9 protein-coding genes are annotated in these 14,051 nt (G+C 58.3%); 5 read left to right on the top strand and 4 right to left on the bottom strand.

The annotated features are described in order from the left end of the window. Positions 1 to 47: 47 nt before the first annotated feature. Positions 48 to 251, top strand: a complete 204-nt coding sequence (locus AFIDRAFT_RS03635; protein WP_009337739.1) for a DUF427 domain-containing protein — start codon at positions 48 to 50, stop codon at positions 249 to 251. Between the two features lie 90 nt (positions 252 to 341). Here the strand turns inward: AFIDRAFT_RS03635 and AFIDRAFT_RS03630 are convergent, their stop codons facing one another. The 4 genes from AFIDRAFT_RS03630 to AFIDRAFT_RS03615 all read right to left on the bottom strand — a co-directional run bounded on the left by AFIDRAFT_RS03630 (position 342) and on the right by AFIDRAFT_RS03615 (position 6,744). Beyond that, entirely contained in the window at positions 342 to 1,139 is a 798-nt protein-coding gene (locus tag AFIDRAFT_RS03630; protein ID WP_009337738.1) for a class I SAM-dependent methyltransferase, read from the bottom strand. Further along, complete coding sequence (locus AFIDRAFT_RS03625; RefSeq protein WP_198007795.1) at positions 1,136 to 2,719, bottom strand: radical SAM protein; 1,584 nt, start codon at positions 2,717 to 2,719, stop codon at positions 1,136 to 1,138. Before AFIDRAFT_RS03625 ends, AFIDRAFT_RS03630 begins: the two co-directional genes overlap by 4 nt. Beyond that, positions 2,695 to 3,090, bottom strand: coding sequence for a vitamin K epoxide reductase family protein (locus tag AFIDRAFT_RS03620; protein ID WP_009337736.1), 396 nt, complete (start codon positions 3,088 to 3,090; stop codon positions 2,695 to 2,697). Before AFIDRAFT_RS03620 ends, AFIDRAFT_RS03625 begins: the two co-directional genes overlap by 25 nt. A gap of 360 nt (positions 3,091 to 3,450) precedes the next feature. Continuing rightward, entirely contained in the window at positions 3,451 to 6,744 is a 3,294-nt protein-coding gene (locus AFIDRAFT_RS03615; protein ID WP_009337735.1) for a DEAD/DEAH box helicase, read from the bottom strand. A 249-nt stretch (positions 6,745 to 6,993) separates the two neighbouring features. Here AFIDRAFT_RS03615 and AFIDRAFT_RS19070 point away from each other — a divergent pair, with 249 nt between their 5' ends. The 4 genes from AFIDRAFT_RS19070 to AFIDRAFT_RS03595 all read left to right on the top strand — a co-directional run bounded on the left by AFIDRAFT_RS19070 (position 6,994) and on the right by AFIDRAFT_RS03595 (position 13,857). Further along, positions 6,994 to 7,686, top strand: a complete 693-nt coding sequence (locus AFIDRAFT_RS19070; RefSeq protein ID WP_009337734.1) for a helix-turn-helix domain-containing protein — start codon at positions 6,994 to 6,996, stop codon at positions 7,684 to 7,686. Between the two features lie 247 nt (positions 7,687 to 7,933). Continuing rightward, complete coding sequence (locus AFIDRAFT_RS03605) at positions 7,934 to 10,018, top strand: ATP-dependent nuclease (RefSeq protein WP_009337733.1); 2,085 nt, start codon at positions 7,934 to 7,936, stop codon at positions 10,016 to 10,018. Positions 10,019 to 10,020: 2 nt separating this feature from the next. Continuing rightward, the gene (locus AFIDRAFT_RS03600) at positions 10,021 to 11,856 is read left to right on the top strand and encodes a UvrD-helicase domain-containing protein (RefSeq protein ID WP_009337732.1); all 1,836 of its coding nucleotides are present in this window, start codon (positions 10,021 to 10,023) and stop codon (positions 11,854 to 11,856) included. A gap of 402 nt (positions 11,857 to 12,258) precedes the next feature. Next, complete coding sequence (locus AFIDRAFT_RS03595; protein ID WP_009337731.1) at positions 12,259 to 13,857, top strand: SEN1985 family protein; 1,599 nt, start codon at positions 12,259 to 12,261, stop codon at positions 13,855 to 13,857. Positions 13,858 to 14,051 lie beyond the last annotated feature (194 nt).

Raw genomic sequence — 14,051 nt, 5'->3', positions numbered from 1 at the left:
ACCGCGGCTATCGTCCGCTCATCGACATGCTCGGTTAGGAGTATGCCATGCCCAAGGCAATCTGGAACGACGTCGTGATCGCACAATCCGACCAGACCGTGGTCGTCGAAGGCAACCACTATTTCCCTTCGGGAGCACTGTCGCCGGAGCATTTCAGAGAGAGCGCCACCACCAGCGTGTGTCCGTGGAAGGGCATGGCGAAATACTACACCGTGAAGGTCGGGGATCGCGAGAACGCCGACGCCGCGTGATACTACCCGAATCCGAGACCGGCGGCTGCCAACATCGCCTGCAAAGTTGCTTTCTGGAAAGGCGTGAAAGTCGTCCCTTGAGGCTGCCGACTATTTCGCGGCCGTCACGATCGCGTAGCCGAGGACGCCAGACTTGGCCGCGGCGAGCGCGTGCCGAACGATGTCCTTGGCCGCGGCGAGGTCGGGGCCGGTCAGGTCGATCTTCTTCAGTCCGACCATGATCTCGGTCGTGAAAAGCCGCATCCAGATCGCGTCCACGAAGTCGACCAGAGCGCCGTCGTGCAGTTCCGTCACGCCGACAGCCAGGCCGGCGCCGGCGAGCAGCGCGCGGTACTCGTCGAGCGGTCGTGCGTCCGCGACACAGGCGATCCAGGCGGCAAGGCCTTCGAGCTCCCGGGGCAGCGGGCCGCTGCGCGTGAGGTCGCTGATGCCGACGCGTCCGCCCGGCTTCAGCACGCGGGCGAATTCGGCGACGGCCATCGGCTTATCCGGGAACGTGCACAGTGCGCACTCGCACAAGACGGCGTCAAACGCTCCGTCGGCGAACGGAAGCTTCTCGGCGTCGCCGCAGTAGAACGTGACCTTGTCGGCGAGCCCTCGTTCTCTCGCTGCGTTCGTCGCTGTTTCCACGTTCCGCCGTCCGAAGTCGAGACCGACGACCTCGCAGCCAAAGCGCGCGGCGAGCACTAGCGTGCCGTCGCCGCGCCCCGACGCGACGTCCAGCACGCGGGAAGCCGGCGTCAGACTCAAGAGCTGGCCCATCCGTTCGGTGAGCCGCGCGCCGCCGGGGTGCAGCGTATCGCCGACCAAGATCCGGACTGCGTCGTGGTCGTAGGCCGCGGCGCAGCAGCGCTTGATCGTCTCTGACGGGGCTTCGGGGATGCTCATCGAGCGCGCTTGTCGCCGAAGTCGAAGACGATCGGCTTCGGCTTATAGGGTCGGCCCTCCTTACGCGCCTGGCGGCGCTCCGGCTCCATTGCGTTCAGTTGCGCGCGTGCCTGCTCGCGGTAGCCGACGGTGTTGAATGTGCAGAACGGGACCTGTTTGCCACCCGGCAGCAAGAACTCCTTGCAGCACTTCATCGCGTTCTTCTGGTTGAAGGTCCAGGGATCCATGAAATCCTGGAGCATGATCATAATCATGTTCTTTGCAATGCTGTTGATGGCTAGACCGTCCGGAAGCTCGCAGGTCTGACACGTAATCTCGAGTCGTCGCTCCGACGCGTCGGAGCCGGCGACGGAGGACGAGGACCAGAGTCCCTCGAGCGCGGTCCTGACTTCCCGGCTGAAATCCGGCACGATGCGGTTCGTGATGTAGTCGAGATAGTCGCCGACATCGACGATGCGCGGCAGCGGCGTGACCTTGGTGCCCTCGACGAACGCATAGGTCACCGAATTGCAGGTTGGGAAGCAGCACGGCACCGGGACAAAGTCCGAGGCGATAAACTTGCCGGCGGTCTGTGCCTCGATCATCCGGACAATGTCGGGGATCGTCATGCGCTGCATCGGGTCGTGGGAGCCGTGCCGGCCAGCGTGGAAGGCGGGCTGGAAGGTGATGCCGCGGATTGCCGGATGTTCGATGGCGAAGTCGACGATGCGGCCGATCTCGTGCTCGTTGATGCCGCGCTCGATGGCGGGGACGATGGTCACGTCGAGACCGATCTGCGCCAGGCGGTCGAGAGCGCGCAGCTTCTCTTCGAGGATGTCGGGCTCGCCTCGGATCGCGCGGTAGGTCTCCCGCTCGAAACCGTCGAATTGGAAGTAGAACGAGGGACGGACCGTTTCGAGTTCAGCGAGAAACCTGTCGTCGCGGGCGATGCGCTTGCCGTTGGTGTTTAGCATGACGAAGCGGATATCGCGGGCATAGGCGGCGCGGACGAAGTCGATAATCCGTGGGTGCACCGTCGGTTCGCCACCGGAGAACTGGACGACTTCAGGCTGACCTTCTGTGCGGACATAGTCGTCGAGCATCTGCTCGACTTCCTCCATCGTGAGGCTGAAGCCCGGCGCCGCGTCCGCGAAGCAGAGCGGACAGTTCATGTCGCACGCGCTGTTTACCTCGATGATTCCGAGGCAGGCGTGCTGTTCGTGGTCGGGACAGAGTCCGCAATCGTGCGGGCAGCCCTTGTCGTGCTGCGTGCCGTACGCCAGCGGGATCGTGCCAGGCTTGTTGAAGCGGGCGAACGACACATATGCCTGCGCGTCTTCGTAGATGAGCGCCATGAACGGACCGCAGTGCGGGCAACGCTTGCTCATGTAGACCTTGTTGTCGCGCAGCAAAATCTTGGCATCGATCACCGTCTTGCAGAACGGGCAGATGCTGCGGGTGAGTTCGTGGAAGATGTAGTCCGAATCGACGCGCCGAGCGGGCATGCCTCCCTCCAGAGCCGGACCTCGGCCGACTGCGGCGCGCCTCTTGATGTCCATGCCGTTTCCTTTGACATTTACCCGAACTTCCAGATTGCCCATAGCAGGACGGGCGACAGCGCGGCGGTCGTGAGGCAGTAGAAGCAGTAACCGCCGAAGTTCATCATATCGCGGATCCCAAGCACGTTTGCCGCCGTCGCGGTCACGGCGAGGACGAGCAGCGCGATCCAGGTCCATCGCGCAGGCGGTGCGATCAGCAGGCCAAGAATGACGATGTACAGGGCGGCGCCGATGTAGCCGTCCGGAATGCCGAAGGGCCGCGCGAACGGTGCGTCGGCAACGCCCTCGCACTGCTCGCCGAGGAATGGGCAGATGAGGCGACCGACCAGACGGCTCTGGTACAGGCCGACGTAGAACATTGCGGCTGCGCTTGCCGCTGCGACGGTGAATGCGATGTAGCGGGAGGAACTCATTGTCTCGACGACCCCTCGGTGCCTTCGATCGCCGCAGCGACCCAGCAAAGTCGGTACGGCGGCATCAATAAGACGGTTCGATCGATCTTCGGAAAGGTTACGGTCGCCGTACCGACTTTAGTTATGTGATGGGCACGGTCGTGTTATGTGGCGAGATCGGATGATCGGCCGATTATGTTCTGCGCTGCGCACGCCGTGTTCAGGAGATCCGGAAAGTGCAGCACCGGCGAGTGCAACCCTGGGGCGCGAACTGATTGGAGTGGGTGCCGGACAGATGAACAGATTTGGATTGATTGGGAGCCGGGCTTTTGGAGAACGGCCCATGCCGCGTCGGCAGGACATAGCCTGACTGGGGACGTGCTACGGCGAAACGATGACGCGCAAGCCGGCAGCCGCCGTTTTCTTCAGGTATAACTCCGTCGTCCCGAGCAGCAGCAGCGCATCATCGTTGAGAGCAGCTGCAGATGCACCGGGTTGCGCGATGATGACCTCAAACTCGACCGTTGCGCGGCGGGACTTGTCCCTGAAATAGGCCAACTGCTTGATGTCGCCCTTGAGGAAGCGCGTGTGACCATCCTTCATCCAGAGTTCGTGGCGGCGCTTGAGATCATTGTAGAGCCGCAACATCCCGTGATGCTTGATCGTCACACTTTTCTGCGCCTGTCCGCAAAGCACATAAAAGTTCTGGATGTCCTGCGAAATGACGCCCTTGTAGGCGTTTTTGCAATGAATGAGGCAGAGGCGGATGGTTTTCTCGTCAATCTCTTTCAGGCCGACGAGATCGGCAGCTTCACCCGAACCGTCGTCGTTGAAGACGAGGTCAAAATCGGCCTTGAGGCGTTGGAACGCGTAGTGCTGGATGGTGTTGGCGTCGCGGGACTTGCCCATGGATTCCTGGTTCAGCGGGATATTCTTCCAGGGCCAGGATTCGAGCCGCGCTGCCGGGAAACGGCCTGCGTTCAGGCTGGTCGGGATGTGATAGCAATTGTAGGAGTAGGTCCCGTCAGCATACCTCACGACAAATGGATCGACCGCGAGATGCTCGTCGAGCGGCACGACTTCCTTGTTTTTCTTTTTGAAGCCGACATCCGGCCCCGAGACCTTCGTATGTTGGTAGCCCGCCGGAAAGCCGTTCGAAATGCTCAACCGGTAGGTTGCGCTCAACGTCTCTGACGAGAGCCGGATATCGATCGACCCATCCTGCTGGACCGCGGCAACCTCCAGATCGACCAGGTACAACGGGATGCTCGTTGTGCCGAAAAACACGAACTGATCCGAAAAGGCATTCTGGGCGTGCTCTCCCCACTCGATTGCGATCGGATAGGAGTTGTGCGGTGATGTTAGCCGCAAGGGTCTCAGAAAGTCTTCGGTGATGTTGGGCGCAGATGCCTTCTCTGCGGAGACTTTCTGCCATGTCCTGCCGCACCATTCCACCCATTCGGCGAGGGTGCCGGCCCGCTGCTGCCAGACCTTGCCTTTGCGCTTGGCACCGCCCCACAGCACGCGATCGCCGTTCTCATATCCAATACAGGCGATGTTGTTCAGCTCGGACTCCGCCTTCTCGATGCTGGCCAGGCCCTCCGTGACGTTTGGTCCGAAGTAGGACGTGAAACTGATCGCGCCGACGCGCGACGACCCCAGACTTTTGGCGAGTGGTAGCTCCACGTTGTTGAGAATCTGGAATATCGGCGTGCCGGAGAGTAAGCGGGCGTTGTCGCTGGTCACGATGGAGGCCAGCTGCTCAGTGCGCAAGGCTTCGTAGTCACTCGCGTAGATGAACAGGCCCTGGTTTGCCTGGTTCCACCACATCACCAGAAGGTAGTAGTTGGTCTCCTCAAGGGTCTGATAATTGCCCCAGTCCACCGGCTCTTCACGGTGTACGACCGCCACTAGCAAGTTTTGGGCTTCGTCCAGTGCGTACCAGCTCTCGTCCTTTGATTTCAGCACTTGCGTGTAAAGGGTCGGTGACCAAGTCAGGCAGCGTGTGCGGTAAATCTGGGTAGAGAAGCGGGGCCGCATGTTCCAGAGTGATAGCTGATTGTGGAGGGTACCTTTGCTTTTGAGCCCAGCCACTACATCCTGGAGACGCAGTTCCTGCTCGATCCGCTCCTCGCTGAGCCGCTTGATGATTTTGTCCCAATCGGCACCTTCCGCGTAAAGATCGCCTAGCTTTCTTTCGGCCTCGGGGTCGGCGATGTTGGTGACAACGGTAGCCTCACCGATCGTCTTATCGTCGCCTTTGCGGGTAATGCGGCCAATAAACTGCAGCGTAACGGCCAAGGACTTGTGCGTATCGTGCAGAGCCGCAATCTTTAGGTTCGGAAGGTCGACACCTTCGCCCAGCATGTCGACACAAACGACGATCCTGGACCCGTTGACGCTCCGGTCGTAGAGCTGCGCCATCGACTTCGCGTTCCCCGTCTTGCGGCCGGGTCCCGAATAGACCAGCACGGGCTTCATTTCCGGTGCGAGCTTGCGGTAATGCCTCCACACTTCCTCGGCGCGTTCCTTGGTCCGGGTCCGTGCCATCAGCAGGTGGTCCAGGCTCAGCTCGTTCCGGTCGCGTCTCAGGACGGCAACGGCTTCAGCGACGATTTTCTGATCGCGCGTTGACTGGTCGCCATACTCTTCGACGCTCCTGAGGTTGATCCGTCGATAGTAGCCTGACTCCTGCGCATCGCCGAGCTTGAAATTGAAAATGATCTTGCCGTCGACCTTCCTCTCATCGCGACGAAATGGCGTTGCGGTGAACTGGATGATCTTTTTCGCCGCGAAGCGGTCCCGCACCTCGCTCCAAGTCGCGGCGGTGATGTGATGGGCTTCATCGACGACGAGGATCGAACAACCTTCCAGTAGTCGGTGTAGCGCGTCGGGCGCCGATGCCTTGAGGATGTCGGGAGTGGCGATGATGACGTTTGATGCATTCACGATGGCCTCGGCGTGGCCCACCGTGCTGATGCCCTTCGTAATCTTGGCCACGAACGGCCGAGCAAGTTCAACGGGTATGGCTCCAGCAGCAGGTAGCACTCCCAGCGTTGAGAACTTGACACCGATCTGGTTTCGCAGGATCAAACTTGGCGCCAGGACGAGTATTTTGCGCTCGCGTCGGTACACGAGGTCGGCAAGCATGGTCTCGGTCTTGCCCGTTCCCGTGGGCAGGACGACGGTGGCGGGCTCGAATTCCCTGCCCACTGAGAAGTGCGCCGCGATCGCATGCAGGGCGCCGATCTGCGGTAGACGCAAACCGGGATGGCCTTGGTCGAGATCCTCGACGGCGAAAGTGAAGCGGTTTCGCCAGGACTCCAGCACTTTTTCGGGGCTATCGGCCCAGGTCTCCAGCGCGCCAAGCCGATCCCACGACAATTCGAGCGGAGAGGATGGCTGCTTGTAGTCTTCGGGGTCTACGGCGGTCAGCACGGGCAGGGGCGTGGTGACGCGGTGCGCCTTCGGAAAACGCACAAGCATCTCATCGAAGGGAGCGCTTAGCTTCGTTCTGATGAGGTCGTGCCCGGAATGCTGCGACTCGAAAAAGTCGGCCGAAACCACCGCTTCCTGAAAAACGGTCTGAGTGATGGAGTTATTCCCGGCGCGCAGCCGCCGTTCAGGCGCGGACGGCAGCCGGATAGGCCGCGTCCATTTCTTAAATAAGCTCATAATATATGGTGGTAGCCCCGAGACTACTTTCCTCAGCCATTTCCGATTGCCGGCGCTAGAATACACCGCAAAGGGAGTGCAGGGGAACGAGCATCCTCAGGCTGTGGAAGGTGCGCGACCGCAGTCGCGGCATGGCCTGAAAATAATCAATTTAGTCATCTGGTTACGTGGAGTGGTCGGCCAACTGTCGGCATTCTGTCGTGTTCGTCGTCTCGGCGCGCGCCCATGTTGTTCGTACAGGAGGACTTCATGACAACCACTTTAATTGACCCCAAACTTCTGGGTTTCTGGGCGCGCTGTGTTCGCGAATCCCAGTATCTATCGCAAGAGGCGCTGGCCGAAGCCGCCGGCATCACCATGCGGACGGTGCAACGCTTCGAGGCCGGCGAGACTGTTCAGATCGGCTCGCGCCGCAGTCTGGCCAAGGCGCTGAGATACGGCGACCAGGACACCTTCGACGATCCGAAGTTTGCCGCGACAGTGCTTGGCTTCTTCGATGACCTGAAGGCCTTCCAGCAGAAGCAGGTCGACGACCAGCATCCCGACCAAATGCGCCTCCCGGCGCAGCTCGTCTGCTCTGGGGAGGAAGCCATCCAGTTCGCCCAGGGGAACGACGCGGTTTGTTTCGACATCAGTACCGACCTCAATCGCGCGACTAAGGCGATCGTCGCCACGTTCGCTGACTATGTGTGCGACGTAGGCGAGCTCGATGATCTCTCCGCCGCCACCAGCCTGACATTCGCCAACGAGTTCGATGATATGCTCAAAGCTCTGAAGGCCGAGGGTGCCATCGTCTACACGGCCAAGCATGACCGCAAATTCGTTGGTGAGAACTGGGCCGACAAGACCCCGATGTCGATGACCCTAGGCTACCTGGTGGTCGTCGCGGCGACCAAAAAGCTCGAACACCTTTACGTGCTGCACAAGACCAAGCTTTTCTAGCAGTGCGGACGGAGCACAGTGCGGCATCACCCGTCGCAAGCGCAAATCCCGGTCATTCAATGCGGAAATGCGCGATCCCAAGAACGGGCGTTAAGCCCCGCCAATTAGACTGGTCGCGGTGCACTAACGTCCGCAATCCTTGTCGGACGACGGCAGGCATGCGACCTTCGCCTTGCTAGGGTGACGGGACCCATTGCCGTTCTAAAGGGCGGCTTCACGGTCTGAACTGAGCACTGCAGGGGGGGGTATGAAGCTGAGCGGCATTTCGATACGTAATTTCCGACGCCTTGAGAGTGTCACGATCGATATCGAAGACAAGGAAACGATCTTCGTCGGACCGAACAACAGCGGAAAGACATCGGCAACGGCAATTTTTCGCACATTCCTTGGCGAACGCGACTTTAAGATTCATGATTTCGCGGTTGCCCGGATGGCCGATTTTGACGCCTTCGGGGCGTCCGACGAGGCGATGGCGCTGCCGGAAATTTCTCTCGATCTCTGGTTTACGATCGATCCCAACACCATCGCCTTCGGGCGCGTTTTCACGTTGCTCCCGAAGCTGTCTGACTTCACTAGAGTTGGCATTCGGCTATCGTATGGGGTTGAAGATCAGAAAAAGCTCCGCGACCAGTATTCCGCAGCCTATCCTGCCGATCAGAAAGGCAATCGAACAAAGACCCTTTCACAGTATCTCGCTACCGACAACAATCTGAGCAGCCATTCGGCTATCCGATACGCCTCGCTTGAGGAAAAGACTGTCGAAGGCGGCGGCTTCGATGTGCTGCTCAATCCTCTTGAGCCCGATGAAGGCCGCCGGCTTCTTAAGCATCTCGTCAGGGTCGATTTTGTCGATGCACAACGTAATATCAACGATGACGACAGCAGCCGGAGCAACCGGCTCTCTTCGGCGTTTGCGTCATACTACCGGAAGAACCTGGAACAGACAGATCATGCTGCCGAGGCTCATCGCGTCATCGATGAGAACAACAAGCTGCTCACCGAGCATTACGCCAAACAGTTCGATCCGCTGATCAGTCTGATTAAGCACCTCGGTGTACCGTCGATCAATGATCGGGAACTGCGCATCATCTCGTCGCTCAGTCCGGAAACCGCCCTACGCGGCAACACCGAGTTGCTCTACGTCGATCCCGGTCGAGCCCATGAGCTTCCCGAACTCTACAATGGCCTAGGGTTCAAGAACCTCATCTATATGGCCATTCAAGCACGGCACTTCCATTCGCAATGGCTTCTCACGGCTGAAAATCGGCCGCTCTGCCACCTCATTTTCATCGAGGAGCCCGAAGTCCATCTCCATGCGCAAGTCCAGCAGACCTTCATCGCGAACGTGTGGAGCGTTATTGATCAGTCGGCAAAAGCATCGGGGCAACCGGGTCTCGTCCCGCAGCTGGTGGTGACGACGCATTCGTCCCACATTTTGGATGCGGTCGATTTTGAGAAGGTCCGCTATTTCCAGCGCTGCCATCTGAGCGGCGAAGTCGCCAATGGCGGGATTCGCAATGCCTCCGATGTCCGTAGCCTGCGGGCATTCCAGCCCGAGGCGGAGGTCATTGACGATATCCTCGTGTCACCGGCGGAATCGCTCACGTTCCTGAAGCGTTATCTCCGCCTCACGCATTGCGACCTGTTCTTCGCCGATGCCGCCATCTTGGTAGAAGGCGCCGTCGAGAAATTGCTCATGCCGTCGATGATCGAGGCATCGGCAGCCCGACTACGTGCGACCTATCTCACGGTCCTGGAAGTCGGTGGGGCTTTCGCTCATCGTTTTGAAGGCCTGTTGGCATTCCTGCGTATTCCATATTTGGTCGTGACTGACCTCGATTCCGTTGCCCCGACCGGATATCCAAGCGCTTGCCGTGCCGATGTGCCCGATGCCCGCACCTCGAATGCGACGTTGAAGAAGCTCTGTGTCCAGACAACGATCGGCGGCCTCGTGGGAATGCCTGCGGCTGACAAGATCAACGAAGCGAAAGATCGCTGCATTGCCTTCCAGAATGATGTCGTCGTCGCTGACGGCGCCGCGCAGCAATCGATGCGCCCCAGAACGCTTGAGGAGGCTATCGCATATGAAAATTTCGCGCTTCTGCGGGCAGGCACTCTTACCATTGGTGTCGAGATTCCCGATTCGCTTCCCGAAGCGTATCAAGCCATCTATGATCGGATACGGTCAGACAATTTCAAAAAGACCGACTTCGCGATGAGCTTGCTGGCCGGCACCACGGCTTGGAAGGTGCCGCTCTATATAAGCGAGGGGCTGAGCTGGCTTGAGACGCGTCTATGTGGCGCGGCACCCGATGCCGGAACAGGAGCCTGACGATGACGACATGGGTCGAAAGTGAGGCTGATGCAAAGGTACGCGCTTGCCTTGATGGCCATCGTAGCTTCGCTCTGATTGCCGGTGCCGGTTCGGGCAAGACTCGCTCCTTGGTGGAGGCGCTGGGTCGCGTGCGCGATCGGGAGGGCCGCGGGCTACGGCAGAATGGCCAGCGCATTGCCTGCATCACATTCACGAAGCGTGCAGTTGAGGTGATCAAGTCGAGGTTGGGTTTCGACGACCTCTATCTTGTATCGACTTTGCACGGTTTTCTCTGGGAACAAATCGGTCGGTTCCCAGATGATATCCGAGACGCGCTGCGACTTGGCCGGCTGCCTGCCCTGATCGAAAAGGAGCGGGCCAAGGACAATGGCGGCAACAGCCGTGCGGCGCGGGATGCGCGAGCCAAAGCCGAGCGGCTGGAGCAGGAACTCATGGGGCTCGCAGAGGTCGGGGATTTTCAATATGGGGATGTCCGGTTCAGCGACTATCTCAAAGGCCGCCTGAGCCATGACGACATCATCGCGATCGCGTCTTACCTGTTCGCCCACAATTTAACCTTCCGGCGCATTACGGGCCTCAGATTTCCCTACATTTTTGTCGACGAGGCGCAGGATACGTTCGAAGGCATCGTCACGGGACTAAACCTCGTTAGCGTAGGGGAGGGGCTACCGATCGTTGGCTATTTCGGAGACCCGTGGCAGCAAATCTATGACGAAAGCGCTGGTTCGTTCGCCCCACCCGAAGGTGCCGAGACAATCACGAAGACTGAGAATTTTCGCTGCTCCGAAAGCGTGATCCGGCCCCTCAACGCATATCGCGGTGACGTCGAGCAATACGCCGCGGGCGACAATAAGGGTCGCGAAGGCAGCGTCGAGTTTCGGCTCGTCCAGTCCGAAGCGCCTGAACTTTCCAGAAACCGATATTCCGACGCGCAGATCGAGCGCGCTCTGGTGCGGATGGATGCAGCAGTTGCAGAATGGGGCTGGCAAGATCGCGATGACGTGATCAAGCTCTTCCTCGTTCGACAAATGATAGCCAGGCGGATGGGGTTTGCTGACCTCAATCGCCTTTTCAACGGACCATACGCGTCGTCGCGCGCCGAAGATGATTTTGAAGCGGGCGAGCATTTTCTGCTCGTGCCGCTGACGACAACCATTTTGCCGTTGATCGCCGCCCATGAGAGCGGAGATAGCCGCAAGATCATCGATATCCTGCGGCGGGATAGCCCGGCGTTTGCGGCGGATGGGCCGAATGCGCCGAACACGCTGAAAATGATGATCGACATGTCCAATGCCCTGGTTGGGCAGCTGGCTGACCTCTGGAACACTGGTCCGCTAGGCGATATCCTCCGGTTTTGTCAGGACAGACAGATCATCCGCGTATCCGAAAAATTGCGAGAACATCTCGGTCGCGCGCCTCGTGCCGAAGAATATGATGCGGAAGCTCACGGGCTCGATAAAGGCGACTGGCTTGCCGATGCTTTCTTCCAAATGGACGTGGGACAGATAGCCCCCTATGCCTCCTTCATTTCGCGGAATACGGCATTCAGCACGCAACATGGCGTAAAGGGCGAACAGTACACCAAGGTTCTGGTCGTTTATGACGATGTTGAGGCGAACTGGAACAACTACAGCTTCACCAAAATCCTCACCCCCGCGACTGCGGGCGAGCCCACCGACGGACAGCGGGAGCGTGGACGCAAGCTTGCTTACGTGTCTTTCTCACGAGCCCTAGATGACCTCCGTGTGTTGCTGTTCACGCCGACCCCTGAAGCAGCTCGCGCCGAATTGCTCGAAAGACAGCTACTCCAGCCTGAACAGATTTCCGTTGTGTGAAGGACGGACTCGCTCGGCACCCAGGCCGCCGAAAAATGTCGCCGTTCTCTCGTGGAAATTTCGGTAAGGGGCGTTGGCAGCAGAAATGCCCGCTGGCATCCGCTGGCTCAGACGACCAACCATCCAAACAAATAGGGAACACATCAACCGCTCGCTAGATGCCATATACCAACCCGCTGTCCTAGAAAATCTGCAAGCGCGCATTGCGCAGATTGAGGGCGTGCGTACCCGACCTGCAGCCCAACGACAGCTTCATTGTGTTCGGACGCCCAAACCTGCCGGCCAGCAAATGGCCCCATTGTGTGCACTGCCTAAAATCGTCATGTACGATGACTTTCGCGAAGTTCAATCTGCTCTTGGGCGAACCCACGATCTCTGCAATATTTCTTTGCAGGGGGGCATATGTATAATCAGCCACAAAAGAAGACTGCGCGGACCGCTGCTCTGAGACATGCCGTTGAGGTGCTCACGGAGAAGCGAGAAAGTAGTGCAATAGTAAGTCAGGGCTATGTTCGGCAGGTTAGAGATGACCTCGCAAAGCGGACAGGTCACGACAAATACGCAGCGGGGAAATGCGACGACCATGCCATTCAGGCATGGCAGAATTTTTGGCTAGGCAAGGTTGGTACCAGAACAGCAGGAGACCTTGTCGTGGCTTATCTGGCTGGTCCCGAGCCAATGAATGATTTTGACGAACTCGTTGGACTTGGAGTCCACCCACATAGCATCTATGCATTCGAGTCAGAAAATAAGACATTCAACGAAGCTCTGGCGAGTGCCAAAGCCTCCGACTATCCACTCATCAAGATTATAAAGATGCCCATGGATCGGTACTTGCAAGCCGTTCCGATGATGTTTGATGTTATCTATTTCGATGCGTGTGGCCCGCTTCCCAGCACATCTCAAGCGACACTTAGAACCGTTGCGAACATATTTCGATACCAGCGCCTGAACCCCTTAGGTGTCTTGATCACGAATTTCGCCAAGCCGGACATTGGCGACGTCGCCCAACTTCACGCATATTCCGATATTGTCAGCGCCTATCTGTATCCAAAGGGAATGCTCGAATCCGGGAAGCCGGAATGGAACATGACCGATGGCGCTGTTGCACACGGAATGATTCCGAAAGGACAACCTGAAGACGAGTCCCTCTTCCATAAGGTCAAAGCCGATTTTTCGAATTTTTACGGTCAGTACATTACGAGACAACTGTTCGATCTGGCGTCGTTCATAGTGCCCATGGCTCGTCTGTCGGCGTCCGGACTGTGGCCGCATTTTTTTACCAAGTCTCCTGTCGAACTGGCTCTGCATGCCGCAGAGCAAATTTCGTTCGATGAGACCCTGGAGTTCGGTGGTGGTGATTACATAGTCGACGCCGACATGAACCCCCTCGGGTGGACGCTGGCGTCGCTGAACAAGCATAAGGACGAGGACTATCTCGCGCCGGACGCATCGTCGTTCAAATTGATCGACACATGGCGGAGAGAGCTAGGCGGCTTTCCCAATATCCCGGTGGATGATGTCATTCACGCCTATCTGCTGCTCAGAAATGACGGTGACGGTCAGTGGCTAAAACCCGCAATGAAGGAACTTCTGGCGGGGTACGACTACATGCAAAATATGTACATGTTCTGCGACGTCCCAACATCCGAACTCGCCCTTTTTCCAGTCCTCGCTCAGTACGCGATGCCTTACCACTACAATGTTGAGCAAACCCGGCGGTACACGTATGTGGCGGAGGGCAAGAGCACGGAGATGTTCCTTGATGTCATCCCGTTTGATACTTGCCGATATCTTTATGACTGGCTGCCGTCTACGGAATTGGTGCAAGCCTCGTTCGGTACCGAAGCGCACCAACTCGTGTATCGGTTCGCCTTGGATGGCCTGATGAAGCATACGATCCGGTACAACAATGAGTATGTGTTCGGCGGCCATGTGATGGGCGTGAATGACGACGGCTATTCAGAACGCCTCATCAGCGTTCGACAAAAAATAGGTTAGTTCCAGAAGTTCCGTGGACGTTTTTGGCGTTCGATGATTCAGTGCCGACATGCGGATGATGTTCTCGCAACACAGATTGATGGTGCGACACACGAATAAGCGCACTCTTTTGAGATTATTGGCGCTTCCCGCTTCGCTGATCCTCCGAATTTCCAGCGTTTTTAAAACCGTCGGGAGGGCGGTGCGCGTGAGCT

It is taken from the genome of Afipia sp. 1NLS2 (genome assembly GCF_000178995.1).
Classification (GTDB): domain Bacteria; phylum Pseudomonadota; class Alphaproteobacteria; order Rhizobiales; family Xanthobacteraceae; genus Afipia.
This window is presented reverse-complemented; position numbering and strand designations above follow the sequence as displayed.